Here is a 17,185-nt window from a genome sequence, read left to right on the forward strand (position 1 = left end):
GTCACTTTGTAACCTCCACACTGTAGGTTGAGCCGTCCGGGTTGACCCCGGTGCAAATGGTTTTGCCACTGGCCGAAGGTTTGCATTCGGTGACAGACGGGGCGTAGGAGCTGCCGTCACCACAGGCCAGTGGTCCGGTCTCGGTGATGCGCAGGCCGCCATCTGCAGAACGGGTGGCTCTCGCCCCGCCGCGACATTGCGTGCCGTCGCCCTGCCGGATGATGACCTCACCTTCGCCCTTGTCGTCAAATTTGTAGCGCTGGTCGAGCGGCTTGCCGCTTTTCTCGTCGACCAGACCGCCGTCGGACTTCCATTCACCCTGCATGAAGCCGACACCGCCGGTTCCGGCTTCCGGAGACTGCGCCGGGGGAATTTCCAGCGGCTGTCCATTCTCAGGTGACGGGGTGTCAGCCGGGGGCGGATCGGTTGGTGTGTCCTGCGGCTGATCCTGATCCTGTTCCTGTTCCGGTGCAGGGGGATCCTGTGTCTGGTTTTCCGGCGTTGTCTGATCTTCCGGTTTCGGCGGATCTTCGGGTGCTGTCTCCGGTTCGACAGGTTGCTCCGGTGCCGGGGGCTGATCCGAAGGGACTTCAGGGTCGGTTTGGTCGTTTTCGGGGGGCGGAAGATCGTTTGTCGCAGGGTCCGTTATCTGATCCTCCGGCTTTGCCGGGTCAGTGACGGCCGGGTCAATTTCCGGCTGGCCTTCTGCAGGCGGTACATCCCCCGCTGATCCGTCGGCGGGTGGCACGACGACAGCCTCTCCATTCGGACCGATGACGGTTCCGTCGGGACGGACCCGGACATCCGGTTGCCGCGGGTCGAGCGGTTGTTCTTCAAGCGGTTGTTCTTCGACAGGTCTGTTGTCATCAACGAACGGGATGTTTTCAGGTACGTAGCCGCAACTGCGCAGCAGCCAGAACAGCAAGGCCAGAAGCAGCAGGAACAACAGCCACCAGAGCAGCCAGCGCCACCATGGCCGTGAGACAGCAGCCGTTGCCGGTGGCAGCACGGTCACGCCGGCCGTCGCCGCAACCGGAGCCACGGCGGGGGGCGTTCCACCGACAGCAGCAAAGCTGAGCGTATCAAACGGGGTGCCGTCGCCCTCAAATCCCCAGAGGGTCAGGACCGGCTGGTCGCCGACCAGATACAGGGTGTCCTGACCCGGTGACTTCAGGGACTGCCGTAACAGATGGGCAAAACCCTGATCCGAACGGTTGCCGGACTCCCGGTTCTCAAGGTCTGTAACAAAGGACAGGAAGCCATCCCGCATCGCCGTAACGCGGGGCATGGCAGCCTCACGTTCAGCCTCAGAGAGGTCACTCCAGCGACGAACTTCTCCCTCTACCGGGGCGTGCCAGTGAATTTTCCGGTTGCTGTCGTCAATTTCAGGCCGGGCCAGATAGCTGGTAAAATCATCTCCCAGCCGGGCGCGTATCGCGGCGACAATCTTGCCGTGATTCAGATGCACGGGCTGGCCCATCACGCCAAGCGGGCGGAACTCGTTAAAGGCTGAACTCAGCAGCAGGGGTCCTGCGACAGTCATTGGCATTTACTCGCATCGGGTTGTTCACTGGCCTGCTGGACCATGGTTTTCATCTGCGCCGCCGTATTCGGCTGAAACACCTTGCCGCCGGAGGCTTGTGCGATGCACTGGGCAGACGGGTTGCTGGATGAACCGCTGATATCAATCACGTTGATTTTCACATTCGGTTTCTTCGCAGCAAGAGACCGGGCGGCGGCACAGGGATCACCCTGACAGGAATCGGCACCATCGGTGACCACAACAATCACCCCGTCGACCTGACTGGATATAACCAGCCCGGCACGGTCAATGGCGCGTGCCAGCGGGGTGCCTTTCTGTGGTGACAGGCGGTTGACCCGGCCCAGCAACGTGCCGCGTTCGGCGGGTGAATAGAACCGGTCCCGTTCCACACGATTACAGTCGGTGAATTCGACCATGCCGATATCGATGTCGCCGGGCATGGATTTGACCAGTCCCTCAATCGCCCGCTTCGAGGCATCCATCCGCGAGGAGGCGCCGGGAATACCATCATTCATGCTGCCGGAGGCATCAACGACCAGCACGACTTCCGGCGCTTCATGGGGCTGCCGGTCAGGCGTACAGGCATTCTGCGCGGTTCTGGGCTTTGCGGGTTTCGGCTGCACTGTCGGTGTCTCCGGAATGTCCGGCAGCGACGGCAGTTCCGGCAGTAGCTCCGGTTTTGCGGTGACGGGAGGGGGTGGTGCAGGCTCCGGTTTCGGTTCCTCAACCTGAATGTTGGGGAGATCAGCCAGCTGTTCCGGCGGCGGGGCGATACAGGCTGCCAGCTGTTCCTCGCGTTTCTTACTCAGATCGCCGAGCAGCAGGTCCAGTTCCTCGCCCCGTTTTTTCAGGTCATCCAGTGCCGTCGCGGCGTCATCGTTCGGGACTTCCCGCTCGACAATCTGCGGTGGCAGGGGCTCACAGGCTTTCAGGGTGAGGAAGGCCAGCAGGCCCAGCAGCAGTAACAGCAGCAGCCATCGCCACCATCCCCCCGAGGCGGTTGCCGGCACGGCCAGTGCGGCGGCGCTGGCAGCGGGTGTTGCGGGTAAGGCTGCAACCGGATTGAAGACTGCGGGCGCATGGGCCGGGTCTTCCGGCACAAATCCCCAGAAGGTCAGAACCGGTTTGCCGCCGACCAGATAGGCATCATCAGTGCGCGCCATCTGGGTTGCCCGGTCCAGCATCTCCGCCAGTGTCGAGCCAGCTCCCCCGCGATCAGCCTGTTCTCGGGCGAAATTCCGGATCGCCTCCAGTTTTTCAGCGATAGCAGCTTCATGTGAGGCGCGGACTTCGGGCGCGGCACCGCTCAGAGGTTCGACCTCACCGGTCCAGGCGGCATACCAGTCAAAGCCGCCGTCGGATTTACGCTCCGGGCGGGCAAAAAGATCGGCATGATCCGCACCGAGGCGCGATCGCAGCACGCTGTCCAGTTGCCGGTAGGCGTCGATGACCTGCTGGCCCTGTACGCCGAGCGGCTTGCGCCCTTCCGGCGGGGCAGTTCTGATCAGGGTCGCTGTTGCCACTGGCGTTCGGTCACTGTCCGTCAAATTCAGTCTTCGGACAGACTAACCCATCCGTCTTGCCCTCGCCAATCGTGTTCTGGTCTGCATTGGTTGTACGGGTGGCCTGCTTCTGGCTATCATCCCAGCAGTTTCCGGTTTCAACGACAGGCGCCGATGACCGCTGCGACCGACACATCTGATCCGCGACCACAACTGACTCCGGTCTGGATTGCCGTCTATCTGCTGTTGCTGCTGGCGATTGCCGGTCTGGCTGTCTGGTTGTTTCTGCGCGAGGCACCGGTGGAATACCGGGATATCCCGGCCGGGATGTCTGCCGAAGACCAGGCGCGTCTGGAAGCGGAACAGCAAAATCTTCAGGACAAGGAACAGCTGGTTGCCCGGCTGAACGAGGAAATCGCACAGGATATCTGCCCGCCGGGAATGGTGAAGGACGCCAGTGCCGCACCCTCCGGTGGCCCGGGAGCGGTTCGCCAGCGCGGGAACGGAGCGGCCGGCACCCCCGCGGTAACGCCACCGGCTGTGGGAACCCCGTCACCACCGGAGACAGCGCCACAAACCCGGACCGGCGAACTGAAACCGTTGACGACGGCCGGTCTGCGCGACGGTCTGCGTGCCGCGACGGCTTTCATCTTTACGGAAGTCGCGGGCGACAGGGACGCACTTTCCACGGGGACCGGTTTTTTCATCGCGCCGAATCTGTTGATGACCAACCGGCATGTGGTGGAAAAGGCGGTAAATAGGACGGTCTATGTTACCTCCAAGTCCATGGGCGGCGCGGCACAGGGTGAAGTGCTGGCCATGTCGCGCAAGGAGGACAAGGGGATTGCGGACTTCGCGCTGGTGCGGGTCGACGGGGTGAACATCACCGCGCCACTCCGGCTGACCGCCTCATATGACGCGCTGCAGTCGGTGGTTGCCGCCGGTTATCCGGGCTTTGTCACCCTGACCGATATCTCCATGCGGCAGATGTTCGAGAAGGGTGATTTTTCGGCAGCCCCCTCGCTGGTGATGAATCAGGGTTCCATTCAGGCATTGCAGCCGATCAGTGCCAGTGATGAATGGATCGTCCATTCCACGGATATTTCGCAGGGTAACAGCGGCGGACCGCTGGTAGACCGCTGTGGCCGGGTGATTGGCATCAACACCTTCATCCGGGTTGATTCTGAGAATGCCGGCCGGGTCAGCTACGCCCTGTCCGCCAAGGGCATTGCCGGGTTCATTAAATCCTACGGGGTAGCGCCCACGCTCGACCGGGCTGTCTGCGCCGACTGACCGGGATCAGGGAGAGCCGTCATGACAAAATATGTACTGGCGATTGATCAGGGTACGACCTCCAGCCGGGCCATCCTGTTCGACAGGGACTTCCATGCCATCGCAACCGCACAGCAGGAATTCCCCCAGCATTTTCCGGATTCCGGTTGGGTTGAGCATGATTGCGGCGACATCTGGGATACGGTTCTTGAGTCTTGTCGCAAGGCGATGAAGCAGGCGGGGGCTGCGGCAGGCGATATTGCCGCCATCGGTATCACCAACCAGCGTGAGACAACTGTTGTCTGGGACCGGCGGACGGGCGAGCCGATCCACCGGGCGATTGTCTGGCAGGACCGGCGGACGGCGTCGATCTGTGAGCGGCTGCGAAACGGCGGACATGAGGTCAAGGTTGCGGCCCGCACCGGCCTGCTGCTCGATCCCTATTTTTCGGGCACCAAGATCGCCTGGATTCTGGACCATGTGGAGGGCGCCCGGGATCTCGCGGCGGCCGGTCATCTGGCTTTCGGCACGATCGACTGCTTTCTGATCTGGAAGCTGACCGACGGGCGCGTTCATCGCACGGATGCGACCAATGCGTCGCGCACCCTGCTGTACAATATTCATGACAATGACTGGGATCCGGAATTGCTGTCCCTGCTCAACATACCGGCCGGCATCTTGCCGGAGGTGATGGATTGCGCCGCCGATTTTGGCGAGACCGATCCGGATCTGCTGGGCGGGGCGATCCGGATCACCGGTGTTGCGGGCGATCAGCAGGCGGCCACGGTCGGTCAGGCCTGTTTCCGGCCGGGTATGCTGAAATCAACTTACGGTACCGGCTGTTTCGCGCTGCTGAACACCGGGCAGGAGGCGGTCAGTTCGCATAACCGCCTGCTCACCACCATCGCCTACCGGCTGGATGGCAGGACAACCTATGCCCTTGAAGGCTCGATCTTTGTTGCAGGCGCGGCTGTGCAGTGGCTGCGCGACGGGCTGGGTGTCATTGAACAGGCGAGGGATAGTGATGGTCTGGCCGCCGGTGCCGATGATCATCAGCAGGTCTACCTTGTCCCGGCCTTCACCGGTCTCGGTGCACCGCACTGGGATACCGGGGCCCGTGGCGCACTCTATGGCCTGACCCGCGGCACCGGACCGAAGGAGCTGGCCCGTGCCGCGCTGGAGGCGGTCTGCTATCAGACCCGCGATTTGCTGGAAGCGATGTACCGCGACTGGAGCCCGGACCGGGACAGCCGCACAGTGTTGCGTGTTGATGGCGGCATGTCGGCCAGCAACTGGACGATGCAGTTTCTCGCTGACATCCTGAATGCCCGTGTTGATCGCCCTGTCGTCATGGAAACCACCGCTCTCGGTGCTGCCTGGCTCGCCGGTTCGCATGTGGGTTTTTACGGTGACGCAACGTCGTTCGCGGAGAAGTGGCAGCTTGATCAGCGTTTTGATCCGGTCATGGACGAGGCCGTCCGCTCCAGAAAATTCGCCGGCTGGCAAGATGCCCTGCGCCGAACCCTGACCCGTTAGGGGTCCTTCGAGACGCAGCTGCGCTGCTCCTCAGGATGAGGTTTTTGTAAGCTACTTCCTCATCCTGAGGAGGCGCAACGCGCCGTCTCGAAGGATCACAGCGAAGTTCAGACATCAAAGCTCAGGCAATATCCCGGACAGCTCCGAACATGGACGGCTGACGGGATTCGTTCTAGGTATTCTGAGCGTACGATTTTGGGGAGAGGCCGGATGGAGCGATATACGGGAGGTTGTCTTTGTGGCGAGGTCCGGCTTGTGGCAGTGGGGCGGCCCCGGCGGGTCGGCATCTGTCATTGTCTTGATTGCCGCAAGCATCACGGGGCGCTGTTTTATGCATCCGCCATATTTCCGCAGGATCAGGTCACGATCACCGGCGAGCCGCATGATTATGCCGGGCGGTTTTTCTGTCCGCGTTGCGGGTCTTCGGTATTTGCGCGCAGCGGGGATGAGGTCGAAGTCCATCTGGGGTCGCTGGATGCTGCGGACCAGCTGGTGCCGACTTATGAAAGCTGGACCCTTCGCCGCGAGTCCTGGCTGCCGCCGTTTCCGGGAACGAAGCTGTATGAGCGGGATCGTGAGACGGCAGACCGGCCGGAGGATTGAGTGACAGCTTTCAGCCCGTTCACAGGTTTTGCTCCTAAATAGATTGTCAGGTCTGTCGGGATCGTTTCATAGTTGTTGCCGCAACAATGAGGGCTTCCCATGCTGGACTCCATTTCCGACTTTTCGATCTTTGTTGGCGCTGTTGTGGTGCTGGCTATCGTCATCATCATTCTGGGCGTCAAGACAGTCCCGCAGGGATATAATTACACGGTTGAACGGTTTGGCCGTTATTCCCGGACGCTGACCCCCGGTCTGGCCATTATCGTGCCGATGGTCGACCGCATTGGTCGCGAGATCAACATGATGGAACAGGTGCTGGATGTGCCGACACAGGAGGTCATCACCCGCGACAATGCCATGGTGGCAGTCGACGGGGTGGTGTTCTTTCAGGTGCTGGATGCGGCGAAGGCGGCCTATGAGGTCAGCGATCTGTACAACGCCTCGCTGAACCTCTCGATGACCAATATCCGGACCGTGATGGGGTCGATGGATCTCGACGAGATGCTGTCGAAGCGCGATGAGATCAATGTGCGGCTGCTGCGCATCATCGACGAGGCGACGACGCCCTGGGGTGTGAAGGTCACCCGTGTCGAGATCAAGGATATCCGTCCGCCGATGGATCTGGTTGAATCAATGGCCCGGCAGATGAAGGCAGAACGCGACAAGCGGGCGCAGATTCTGGATGCAGAAGGAGACAAACAATCGGCCATCCTGCGGGCAGACGGCGAAAAGCAGGGGGCCATTCTGCAGGCGGAAGGCCGTCGCGAAGCCGCTTTCCGGGATGCCGAGGCGCGGGAACGCGCGGCAGAAGCCGAGGCGAAGGCTACCACCTCCGTGTCAGAGGCGATTGGGCGCGGTGACATGGGGGCGATCAACTATTTCATCGCGCTGAAATATGTCGAGGCGCTGAAGGAACTGGCGGGTGCGAAAAACCAGAAGGTTCTGATGCTGCCGCTGGATGCGACGGGTCTTATGGGATCGCTGGCCGGTATTGCCGAAATTGCAAAAGACGCCTTTGGCGATGTGCAGACCCGGCCTGATGAAATTGGCCGCCGCCGGCGCAGTTCGGTGCCGGTCAGCCGTCCGGATGATGACGAGGCATAAGTTATGGGTGAACTGCTGAATGATATCAGCTTCTGGCACTGGCTGATTCTGGGAATTGTTCTGGTCATCGGTGAGGCGGTGATCCCCGGCGCAGTATTATTGTGGATGGGGGTAGCCGCTCTGGTGACCGGGCTGGTGGAACTGATCATTCCCAATCTGGGCTGGCAGATTCAGTGTCTGGTCTTTGCCGTGCTGTCGATCATCAGCGTCTATTTCGGGCGCAGCTGGATGCGCCGTCGGGGTGGTGAGAGTGATCATCCGACCCTGAATCGCCGGGGTGCAGAATATATCGGCCGGACCTACAGAATTGACACGGCAATCGAAAATGGCGTCGGCAGGTTGCAGGTTGACGATACCTTCTGGAAAATTCTGGCGAAGGATGATCTGCCCGCAGGCAGCCGGATTACCGTCACCGGAATGCAGGGCATGGCGCTGGAGGTCGAACCCGCGAAAGATTGATCTGCGTTTCCGGGTTCTCTTTACCGGGAAGCTGCGGCACGATGCCGGCAGATTCATCAGAGAGAGGTTTTCAGGTGTCGCGCGAACAGGCAATCAGTTCAGTCCAGAGCTATTTTGACGGTGGTGGTTACATCGCCGATCTGACCCGCAGGGTCGCTTACAAGACAGAGAGCCAGAGTGGTGAGCGGGGCGCGGAACTGCTCGCCTATCTGGAAATGGAGATTGCGCCACTGCTGGAGAGTCTGGGTTTTTCCTGGACGATTGAACAGAATCCTGTTGAAGGTTCTGGCCCCTTTCTGGTGGCCGAACGGATTGAAGATGCCGATCTGCCGACCGTGCTGTCCTATGGTCATGGCGATGTCATTCGCGGGCTGGATGAACAATGGACAGAAGGTGACGGTCCCTGGAATCTGAAGGTCGTGGGTGACCGGATTTACGGGCGGGGTACGGCGGACAACAAAGGCCAGCACAGTGTTAATCTCGGGGCGCTGAAAGCGGTGCTGGAGACGCGGGGGTCGCTTGGCTTCAACATCAAGCTGCTGCTGGAAACCGGCGAGGAAACCGGATCGCCGGGCCTGAAACAGTTCTGCTCGGAAAACAGGGAACGGCTGGCGGCTGATGTGCTGATCGCCTCTGACGGCCCCCGGGTCAGCCCCGACCGTCCGACCCTGTTCCTGGGCTCTCGCGGCTCGATGAATTTCAGTCTGACCATTAATCTGCGCGAAGGTGCGCACCACTCCGGCAACTGGGGCGGTCTGCTGGCCAATCCCGGTGTCATTCTGGCCCATGCGATTGCGACCATTGTCGATGAGCGGGGACAGATTCAGGTGCCGGAATGGCGGCCGAATTCACTGACGAATTCTGTCCGGATGGCCTTGTCGGACATTCATGTCGGCGGCGGTGATGACGGGCCGGAGATTGACAAGGACTGGGGGGAGCGCGGACTGACCCCGTCGGAACGGGTCTATGGCTGGAACAGTTTCGAGGTTTTGACCTTCAAGACGGGCAATCCGGAATTTCCGGTCAATGCCATCCCCGACAAGGCAGTGGCAATCTGCCAGTTGCGGACAGTGGTCGGTACGGATGTTGACGATGTGTTGCCATCACTGCGCCGGCATCTCGAAAAAGCGGGTTTTCCGCAAGTCGAAGTGGCAATGGCGAGGAAAAATTTCTTCCCGCCGACCCGGCTGGACCCGGATCATCCCTGGGTGACCTTTGCCTCCAACTCGATCACGCAGACCACCGGCAAAAAGGCTGCCATCCTGCCAAACCTCGGCGGCTCGCTGCCGAATGACAGCTTTGCTGATGCGCTGGGTCTGCCGACGGTCTGGGTGCCGCACTCCTATGCTGCCTGCTCGCAGCATGCACCGAATGAACATGCGTTGAAATCGATCATGCGTGAAGGGCTGGAAATCATGACCGGACTGTTCTGGGATATCGGCGCAGGTAACGGACCGAAGAAAGCAAAATGACCATCGCTCCCCCTTTCCCCAATCTGTTTGTAAAACCGGCTGTTCAGGGCCGGGGTGGTGCTGCGGTTGCGCAGCACCCGGATGCCGCTGCTGCCGGTGCTGCGGTGTTGTCCGAAGGTGGTAACGCCATTGATGCGGCGGTGACCATGGCGCTGTCGATGGCGGCGCTGGAGCCCTGGATGAGCGGGCTTGGCGGCGGCGGGTTTCTGCTGACAAAGATGGGGGACGAGGTTCATCAGCTCGACTTCAACATGGTCTCACCACTCGCTGCGACGCCGGATAAATATCCGCTGGCCGGTGGCGTCTCGCCCGGCATGTTTGCCTGGCCGACGGTAGAGGGTGACCGAAATACCAAGGGGCCGATGTCGATCTGTACGCCGGGCGTTGTGGCGGGAGCAGCAGCAGCACTGGAGCGGTTTGGTACAATTTCATGGGAACGGGCGATGCAGCCCGCTGTCGATCTGGCTGAGCGTGGTCTGACTGTCGACTGGTTTACGACGCTTTGCATTGCAACGACGGCGGCTGAACTGGCAGAGCATCCGTCGACGGCGGCTGCTTTCATGCCGGACGGGTTTCCGCTGGCTCAGCCCACGGGTCATCCGGCCCCGGTGCTGAAAATCCCGGGATTGGCCGAGACACTTGCGCATCTGGCGGCGGCGGGCTGGGAAGATTTCTATCGGGGTGATCTGGCGGCAAGGCTGTCGGCAGATTTCCGGAATGTCGGGGCCTTGCTCACGGCGCAGGATCTGGCCAGCTATCAGGCGGACTGGACAAAGCCCGCAATGCAGACGGTCGCCGGCTGGGAATGCGTTACGACCTCGGGTCTCAGCGGCGGGGTCACCACAGCGGCTATTCTGGAAGCCCTCTCCACAGTTGATCCACAGGATAACGACGCCTTTGTTCAGGCCTTCATCACGTCTGCTGATCAGGCATTTTCCCGCCGGCTTCAGACCATGGGACATGCGGGCGATCTCGGGCGTGACGCCTGTACCACACATCTGTCGGTGGTGGACCGGCATGGCAATCTGGTCTCGCTGACCCAGACATTGCTTGGCCGCTTCGGCTCCCGTGTTGTGCTGCCGGAAACCGGGGTGCTGATGAATAACGGCATGATGTGGTTCGATCCGACACCGGGCCGCCCGAATTCAGTGGCTCCGGGCAAGTCGCCACTGGCCAATATGTCGCCGATGCTGGCGATGACGCCGGATGGCAGATCCGGCTTTGCGCTGGGAGCTTCCGGTGGCCGCCACATCATCGGTTCTGTCGCGCAGGCAGCCCGCAGGCTGATTGCAGGTGCCGGGGCAGAGGAAGCGTTGTCGGCACCTCGTGCTGCGGTCGTGACGCCGGGCCGGGCCGCACTGGACTGTCGTTTTCCTGATACGGTCGCAGAGGCTGCAAGGCAGGTCATTGCGACCGTCGAACAGATTCCACCAATGGTCTATCCAACAAACTATGCCTGTGTTGGTGTCGCCGGGTTTGATGATTCCGGCAGTTATGCCGCCGCAGAGCCGTCATTGCCCTGGCCCACTGCGATGGCCGCAACGGAGTAAATCAATGCGGGATTTGAGAATTACCGGCCTGCATCTGAGGCTGGTCCGGAATCGTATCGCCATGATCCGGTCACATGGTATCGGCAGTGTCCGCGAAACCATTCCCCGGGTGATCCTGCGACTGGATACGGATGCGGGTATCAGCGGCTGGGGTGAAGGCACCCCCTGGGAAGCCTTTTCAGGAACCGCAGAGGCTGCGTTCGAGGCCATCGACGGATATTTCCGCAAACATCTGATCGGTGCCGATGCATTTCGGCTGCCGGATATCATGCAGGCCTGTGATCATGAAGTTTTTGGCGAAGAAGCGGCCAAGGCGGCGGTGGAAATGGCCTTGCTGGATCTTCAGGGCAAGGCGCTGGAGCTTCCGGTTCATCAGCTGCTTGGCGGCAAAATTCGTGACCGTATCCCGCTCAGCTTTTCAATTGCCGATCCGGATATCGAGGCAGATGTGGAGCGTGCCCGTGATCTGGTGAAGGGGGGCTGGGGTATCTTCAAGGTGAAGACCGGGTTCTCCAGTCACGCCAACGACCTGAAACGGCTTGCGATGCTGCGCGAGGGGCTGGGCGATATTGACCTGCGGGTGGACTACAATCAGGGGCTGGAGCCCTGGGATGCGTTGCGGACCCTGCGGGATATCGAAGAATTCAAACCGACATTCATCGAACAGCCGGTCGCCCGGCAGCATGTCGACTGTATGGCCGACCTGACAGCGGCACTGGATACACCGGTGATGGCCGATGAAAGCGTCTTCAATGCAGCTGATGCCCTGCGTCTGGTTAATCTGCGTGCAGCAGATTTGTTCAGTTGCAAGATCATGAAAAGCGGCGGTATCCGCGGCGTCCAGAAGGTGCTGGCTATTGCAGAAGCTGCCGGTATTCCCTGTTATGGTGGAACCTTGTGGGAGGGGCCGATTGCCCTGACCGCAGCCACGCATATGATCGCTGCGGAGCGGAATTTCCCGCTGGGATGCGAGTTCTATATGCCGTCAGTGGTCTATAGTGCAGATGAGATTGAATGCCCGTTCGCGATATCCGAGGGGCAGGTGATTGTGCCTGACCGGCCGGGTCTCGGACTCGATATCGATGAAGACCGTCTGGACCGGTGTACGGTCCGCAGCGCCTGACCCAGCTATAATAATTTGTTCTGATCTTTGATGGAGACCACCATGCCTACTGCTGCCCAGATTATCGCCCGGCGTCTTTACGATCAGGGGTGCCGTTATGCGTTCGGTATGCCGGGTGGTGAGGTGCTGACCATGCTGGATGCCCTGCGTGAAGTGGGGATCGAATTCGTTCTGGTGAAGCATGAGAATGCCGGTGGCTACATGGCGGAGGGCATCTACCACATGACAGGCGCTCCGGCGATTCTGCTGGCGACGGTCGGTCCGGGTGTCGCCAATGCAGTGAATACGGTGGCAAATGCCGAACAGGACCGGGTGCCGCTGATCTTCCTGACCGGATGTGTCGATGCGGCGGAGGCGCTGACCTACAACCATCAGATTTTCGACCATGTTGCGCTGATGAAACCGGTGACGAAAGGCAGCTTTACCGTTGCCGACGGCAATGTGGATGTGCTGGTCGACAAGGCGCTGGCGATTGCGCTGGATGGTCAGCCGGGCCCGGTTCATATCGACCTGCCGATTGCCATCGCGAAAAAGCAGTATGATGTGACAACCCCTGTTCGCAGACCCTTCCCCTCGCTGGTTGCCCCGGCACCGGGCGGGGATATCGAGCAGGCAAAGGACTGGCTGCGGCAGGCGAAAAAGCCGCTGATTATTGCCGGTCTTGATGTCCTGCATCAGCATGCGGAAGACGCGGTGACGGCTTTCGCCCGCGATTTCGGCATTCCGGTTATTACCACCTACAAGGCCAAGGGTGTGCTGGACGAAAATGACCCGCTGGCGATGGGGGGGGCCGGTCTGTCACCGGTTGCTGACGAACAGTTCATGAAGCTGGTGAAGAACAGTGATTTCATTCTGCTTGCCGGATATGACCCGATTGAAATGCGGTCCGGCTGGATACAGCCCTGGTCGAACGGGCAGCGGGTGGTCGAATTCAGTGCCGTGCCGAACCATCATTATGTGCATACCGCGAGCATGAGTTTTGTCGGCGATATCGGGGCCGGTCTGACGATGTTGCGTGATGGTGCCGCGCCGGTGGCAAGCTGGCCGGATGGGGAGCCTGCAAAAGTGCGCAAGGCACTGATCGACGGCTACCGACTGGATGAAGCCTGGGGCCCGGCAGCAATTGTTGACGTGGTGCGCAGCGTTATGGAACCGGATGGGGTGGCGACGGTCGACAGCGGTGCCCATCGCATTCTGCTGAGTCAGGCCTGGAAAGCGCCGATGCCCCGCCGCCTGCTGCAATCGACCGGGTTGTGCACCATGGGGATTGCCCTGCCGCTGGCCATCGGGGCGAAGCTTGCGGCACCGTCGCGTCAGGTGGTCTCGTTCAGCGGTGACGCAGGAATTGAAATGGTCCTCAACGAGCTGGCAACAGCACGGGACAAGAAGACGGCCATTGTCGCTGTGGTCTTTGTCGATGAAAGCCTGTCGCTGATCGAACTGAAGCAGCGTAATACCCAGCTGCCGAATGTCGGTGTGGATTTCGGTGCCACCGATTTCCCGGCGGTTGCCAGAGCGCTGGGCGGTGAGGGGATGTTTATCGAAGACCGGGAAACGCTGGAGCGGGAACTGAAGGCGGCTTTTGCCCGCGACTGTTTCACCGTGCTGGCCTGCCGGATCGACCGTCGTGCCTATGACGGTCGTCTGTAGGCATTACATCATGACGACGTCGCGTCGCTCGGTGCCGGAAAAACTTGCGGATTTCCGGCGCCGGCGGTCCGGCCCGAAGAAATTCTGCGAGCGGACGAACTGGCGATGATTTTCGATCACGGCCTTGATCCGTGAAAACAGGGATCGGGCGGAAACCGGTTTTGCCAGAAATTCGGTAATGCCTGCATCACGGGCCGTCACGACCTGACCAAGCTCGGTAAAGGCCGTGACCATGATGATCGGGATATAGCGGTTCGGGGTATCTTTCGACAGGCGAATGGAGCGGACGAACTGAAGCCCGTTCATGGGCTTCATGTTCCAGTCCGTGATGATCATGTCGAACGGGACATCTTTCAGCAGGGCAAGGGCATCCGTGCCGTCCTGTGCTTCCCGGATCGATTCGACCTGTAGTTCTTTCAATATGTTACGAATAATCGCACGCATCGGCGCGTTATCATCAATGACCAGAAATTGGAGCCGTCGGAGGGATATTGCGCTCAACGGTTGCCAGGTCCTTCCCCAAATGCCCGATTATTCAAACCCGGACTGATGCAAAGGAAATTAGGCATCGGTGGTTGCGCTGTCAACAAGATCGAAGATCAATAAAATTTTATACAAATTTTATATATAATTACAAGTATATGATTATTTTGCGTGAGTAATGAATAGAATATAAAAACAATAATTCATCATAAATAATATCGCCATGTTTAGCAGGTTCAGAAAACTGGAGTCAGATCAGTACGGGGCGACGGCGATGGAATTCGCCCTGATGACCCCCCTGTTTATGGCACTGGTTACCGGGATCATGGAACTCGCCATGATTCTGTTTGTTGCTGCCCTCATGGAAGGCGGGTTGCGTGATGCCTCCCGGTTCGGAATTACCGGGTTTGAGCCTGAAGGCATTACCCGCGAGGAACGTATTCTGGAGATCGTCGGGCGCAATACAATCGGGCTGGTCGATATGTCGACAGCCAGCGTTCAGGCGCTGATCTATCCCAGCTTTGGCGATATTGGTGGCCCGGAACCGTTCGTCGACAGTGCCCCGGCAAATGGCGCTTACGACATGGGTGAAACATTTACTGACGTGAACGGCAATGGTGTCTGGGATCCGGATATGGGGGCGGCGGGGGCCGGTGGTCCGGGGGATGTCGTGGTTTATCGCCTGTCCTATGACTGGTCGCTGCTGACCCCGGTGCTGGCCGGTGTGATCGGTGAAGCGGGCAGGGTGCGTCTGGCTGCCAGTGTGGTCGTTCGCAATGAACCCTATGAGGCCGCCAGCGGCGGTGCATTGCCATGATCGGAGGATTACTGCGCCGTCTGGCAGCGGACCGGCGTGGCGTCGCGCTGATCGAGTTTGGATTTGCCGTACCCATTCTGATCATCATGACTTTCGGGACGGTGGAACTGTCGCGCTATGTGCTGTTGCATCAGAAGCTCGACCGGATTGCCATGACACTGGCAGACCTGATTGCACAGTCTGAGGAACTGGCCGAGACCGATATCAATAATATCTTCGATGCGGTTTCGCATATCGGCCAGCCCTTTGATGTGACCGGCCGGGGACGTGTGGTGCTGACGTCGGTATCGCGGTCAGGCAGCCAGGTTACGGTAGACTGGCAACGGATCAATGCCGGGGGGCTGGTTGCGGTCAGCCGGATCGGGCAGCCGGGCCTTGCTGCCACACTGCCGGCGGCACTGACCCTGACAGACGGGGGTAATGTTATCGTCTCGGAGGTCTATTTTGACTACCAGCCGATGCTGACCGGATCGCTGCTCGGGGCACAGCAACTGTATCGCAATGCCTTCTTTCGTCCTCGCTTCGGGTCGCTTGACCAGATCAACTGACGAAACTGTGATTTCACAGAATGATACAAAAATGACCGGGGCCGCTTGTCGGGGTGAATTCCAGCGCTTACAAATAGGGCAACTTATTTTCTGGAGGAAACAAGATGAGCGACAAGCGTAAAACAGCCCTGATTACAGGTTCTGGCCGCAACATCGGCCGCGCGATGGCCCATGATCTGGCTAAAGACGGTTTCAATATCATCGTCAATGGCTCAAGCAGCCGCGAGCCCTGTGACCGGGTCGCCGATGAAGTTCGCGCTCTTGGCGTCGATGCAGAAGTGATGATGTGCAATGTCGGGGACAAGTCCGAACTTACCGCCATGGGTGAGGCTGCGCTGAAGCGTTTCGGCAGCGTCGATGTGATCGTCAATAACGTTGCCATCCGTCCGATTTCCCCGTTTCTCGAAATTGATGAAGACGAATGGAACCGTGTCTTCGACATCAACCTGAATGCGCCGGCACGTCTTGCCCGCATGTTCCTGCCGGGCATGATCGACGCCGGCTGGGGCCGGATTGTGAACTTTACCGGCATGAATGCGATGCGCGGCCATGCCAATCGTCCGCATGTCTCGACTTCAAAACATGCCGTTCTCGGCCTGACCCGCAGCCTTGCTGTGGAATTTGGCCAGTATGGCATTACCATCAACTGCATTTCGCCGGGCCCGATCAAAAGTGAACGGGACGATCCGGAGTTTGAAGCCTATATCGCCAAGACGATCGGCTCGAACCCGACCCGACGGCAGGGAACGGCAGCTGAAGTATCTGCTGCTGTACGGATGCTGGTGTCGGATGGTGGTGCCTATATCAATGGCCAGATGATTCAGGTCAACGGCGGCGCCGCGCTCTGATTGCCCGAAAAACATCCTCCCTGTCATCCCGGTATTGCGGGATGACAGGGAGGATGACCGCGTGATCCCTTTTTGACGCCTCAGTCCGGACAGGTTTCGGGATCGCCGAAACTCACGTCCGGTTCTCTTGTCATGATGCAGGTACAGACCTGGCGCGGTTCCGGATGAACCTGCGAGCAGGCTGTCACTCCCGGACGACATCCCCCCTGTCGTCCGGGAGGACAAGATTGCGTGATCTGCAGAAAATGCCCCTGATTCCCCTTGTTCCCGGCAAAATTCCTGAAATGATCTGCCCGCTATAACCGGTCCTGGCAGACCATTTCTCATGAAGGATTTACGACGATGGGTACCCGGGTTCTGTGCCTGGCTGCATTGATGTCTGTCACCGCATTTGCGACAGCCTTTGCTGATAACACTGAGGGGACAATTGTTGCCTTTGATCGCAAGGCGAAGATCATCGTTCTGGACGACAAGACCGTCTGGACCACTGTCGGTTCTGAAGACGCAATCCCCGAAAACCTGAAAGCGGGCGACATGGTCACGATTGAATATGTCACCAGTGGTGACGACGGGGTTCAGAAAATCTCCACCATCACCATCAGGTAATTGCTGTCTGGCAGGCTTTGTCTGTAACCCGGTCATCCTTCGATGGCCGGGTTTTTTCTTTCCACCCGG

General features: G+C 59.6%; 16 protein-coding genes. 13 read left to right on the forward strand and 3 right to left on the reverse strand.

The features are described 5' to 3' along the window. Position 1: 1 nt before the first annotated feature. Positions 2-1,543, reverse strand: coding sequence for a hypothetical protein (locus tag GH722_11160; protein ID MRG72333.1), 1,542 nt, complete (start codon positions 1,541-1,543; stop codon positions 2-4). Continuing rightward, entirely contained in the window at positions 1,540-2,964 is a 1,425-nt protein-coding gene (locus GH722_11165) for a VWA domain-containing protein (GenBank protein MRG72334.1), read from the reverse strand. Before GH722_11165 ends, GH722_11160 begins: the two co-directional genes overlap by 4 nt. On the opposite strand from GH722_11165, the gene GH722_11170 reads away from it, so the two are divergent. The 9 genes from GH722_11170 (at position 2,935) to GH722_11210 (ending at position 13,814) form a co-directional block, all read left to right on the forward strand. Continuing rightward, positions 2,935-4,338: a trypsin-like serine protease gene (locus GH722_11170; protein MRG72335.1), complete on the forward strand. Its 1,404-nt coding sequence runs from the start codon at positions 2,935-2,937 to the stop codon at positions 4,336-4,338. The genes GH722_11165 and GH722_11170 overlap by 30 nt on opposite strands. Before the next feature lie 21 nt (positions 4,339-4,359). Next, positions 4,360-5,853, forward strand: coding sequence for a glycerol kinase GlpK (gene glpK, locus GH722_11175; GenBank protein MRG72336.1), 1,494 nt, complete (start codon positions 4,360-4,362; stop codon positions 5,851-5,853). Positions 5,854-6,063: 210 nt separating this feature from the next. Then, a complete protein-coding gene (locus tag GH722_11180; GenBank protein MRG72337.1) occupies positions 6,064-6,456 on the forward strand; it encodes a GFA family protein in 393 nt (130 codons plus the stop codon). A 111-nt stretch (positions 6,457-6,567) separates the two neighbouring features. Further along, a complete protein-coding gene (locus GH722_11185) occupies positions 6,568-7,560 on the forward strand; it encodes an SPFH/Band 7/PHB domain protein (GenBank protein ID MRG72338.1) in 993 nt (330 codons plus the stop codon). 3 nt (positions 7,561-7,563) lie between these two features. Next, complete coding sequence (locus tag GH722_11190; protein ID MRG72339.1) at positions 7,564-8,019, forward strand: NfeD family protein; 456 nt, start codon at positions 7,564-7,566, stop codon at positions 8,017-8,019. Between the two features lie 74 nt (positions 8,020-8,093). After that, positions 8,094-9,491, forward strand: coding sequence for a M20/M25/M40 family metallo-hydrolase (locus tag GH722_11195; GenBank protein ID MRG72340.1), 1,398 nt, complete (start codon positions 8,094-8,096; stop codon positions 9,489-9,491). Continuing rightward, positions 9,488-11,041 carry a gamma-glutamyltransferase gene (locus GH722_11200; protein ID MRG72341.1) on the forward strand — a complete coding sequence of 518 codons (1,554 nt, stop codon included), beginning with the start codon at positions 9,488-9,490 and terminating at the stop codon, positions 11,039-11,041. Before GH722_11195 ends, GH722_11200 begins: the two co-directional genes overlap by 4 nt. Before the next feature lie 4 nt (positions 11,042-11,045). After that, complete coding sequence (locus GH722_11205) at positions 11,046-12,164, forward strand: cycloisomerase (GenBank protein ID MRG72342.1); 1,119 nt, start codon at positions 11,046-11,048, stop codon at positions 12,162-12,164. Positions 12,165-12,206: 42 nt separating this feature from the next. Then, positions 12,207-13,814: a thiamine pyrophosphate-binding protein gene (locus GH722_11210; GenBank protein MRG72343.1), complete on the forward strand. Its 1,608-nt coding sequence runs from the start codon at positions 12,207-12,209 to the stop codon at positions 13,812-13,814. Positions 13,815-13,817: 3 nt separating this feature from the next. On the opposite strand, the gene GH722_11215 is transcribed toward GH722_11210, so the two are convergent. Continuing rightward, a complete protein-coding gene (locus GH722_11215) occupies positions 13,818-14,258 on the reverse strand; it encodes a response regulator (GenBank protein MRG72344.1) in 441 nt (146 codons plus the stop codon). Between the two features lie 262 nt (positions 14,259-14,520). Between GH722_11215 and GH722_11220 the strand changes: the two genes are divergently transcribed. The 4 genes from GH722_11220 to GH722_11235 all read left to right on the forward strand — a co-directional run bounded on the left by GH722_11220 (position 14,521) and on the right by GH722_11235 (position 17,116). Continuing rightward, on the forward strand, positions 14,521-15,114 hold the full coding sequence (locus GH722_11220) for a pilus assembly protein (protein ID MRG72345.1): 594 nt from the start codon (positions 14,521-14,523) through the stop codon (positions 15,112-15,114). Then, positions 15,111-15,662 (forward strand): hypothetical protein, encoded by a 552-nt coding sequence (locus GH722_11225; GenBank protein MRG72346.1) that lies wholly within the window; start codon positions 15,111-15,113, stop codon positions 15,660-15,662. The genes GH722_11220 and GH722_11225 overlap by 4 nt, the downstream gene beginning before the upstream one ends. A gap of 104 nt (positions 15,663-15,766) precedes the next feature. Then, entirely contained in the window at positions 15,767-16,510 is a 744-nt protein-coding gene (locus GH722_11230) for an SDR family oxidoreductase (GenBank protein ID MRG72347.1), read from the forward strand. A gap of 342 nt (positions 16,511-16,852) precedes the next feature. Further along, positions 16,853-17,116 (forward strand): hypothetical protein, encoded by a 264-nt coding sequence (locus tag GH722_11235; GenBank protein MRG72348.1) that lies wholly within the window; start codon positions 16,853-16,855, stop codon positions 17,114-17,116. Positions 17,117-17,185 lie beyond the last annotated feature (69 nt).

It is taken from the genome of Alphaproteobacteria bacterium HT1-32 (genome assembly GCA_009649675.1).
In the GTDB taxonomy this organism is placed as follows: Bacteria; Pseudomonadota; Alphaproteobacteria; order Rhodospirillales; family HT1-32; genus HT1-32.

Excerpts from the sequence above, each read along its gene's own strand:
- GH722_11160 (MRG72333.1), bottom strand. The coding sequence starts at position 1,543 with ATGACTGTCGCAGGACCCCTGCTGCTGAGTTCAGCCTTTAACGAGTTC.
- GH722_11170 (MRG72335.1), top strand. The coding sequence starts at position 2,935 with ATGATCCGCACCGAGGCGCGATCGCAGCACGCTGTCCAGTTGCCGGTA.
- glpK (MRG72336.1), top strand. The coding sequence starts at position 4,360 with ATGACAAAATATGTACTGGCGATTGATCAGGGTACGACCTCCAGCCGG.
- GH722_11180 (MRG72337.1), top strand. The coding sequence starts at position 6,064 with ATGGAGCGATATACGGGAGGTTGTCTTTGTGGCGAGGTCCGGCTTGTG.
- GH722_11190 (MRG72339.1), top strand. The coding sequence starts at position 7,564 with ATGGGTGAACTGCTGAATGATATCAGCTTCTGGCACTGGCTGATTCTG.
- GH722_11200 (MRG72341.1), top strand. The coding sequence starts at position 9,488 with ATGACCATCGCTCCCCCTTTCCCCAATCTGTTTGTAAAACCGGCTGTT.
- GH722_11205 (MRG72342.1), top strand. The coding sequence starts at position 11,046 with ATGCGGGATTTGAGAATTACCGGCCTGCATCTGAGGCTGGTCCGGAAT.
- GH722_11210 (MRG72343.1), top strand. The coding sequence starts at position 12,207 with ATGCCTACTGCTGCCCAGATTATCGCCCGGCGTCTTTACGATCAGGGG.
- GH722_11215 (MRG72344.1), bottom strand. The coding sequence starts at position 14,258 with ATGCGTGCGATTATTCGTAACATATTGAAAGAACTACAGGTCGAATCG.
- GH722_11220 (MRG72345.1), top strand. The coding sequence starts at position 14,521 with ATGTTTAGCAGGTTCAGAAAACTGGAGTCAGATCAGTACGGGGCGACG.
- GH722_11225 (MRG72346.1), top strand. The coding sequence starts at position 15,111 with ATGATCGGAGGATTACTGCGCCGTCTGGCAGCGGACCGGCGTGGCGTC.
- GH722_11230 (MRG72347.1), top strand. The coding sequence starts at position 15,767 with ATGAGCGACAAGCGTAAAACAGCCCTGATTACAGGTTCTGGCCGCAAC.
- GH722_11235 (MRG72348.1), top strand. The coding sequence starts at position 16,853 with ATGGGTACCCGGGTTCTGTGCCTGGCTGCATTGATGTCTGTCACCGCA.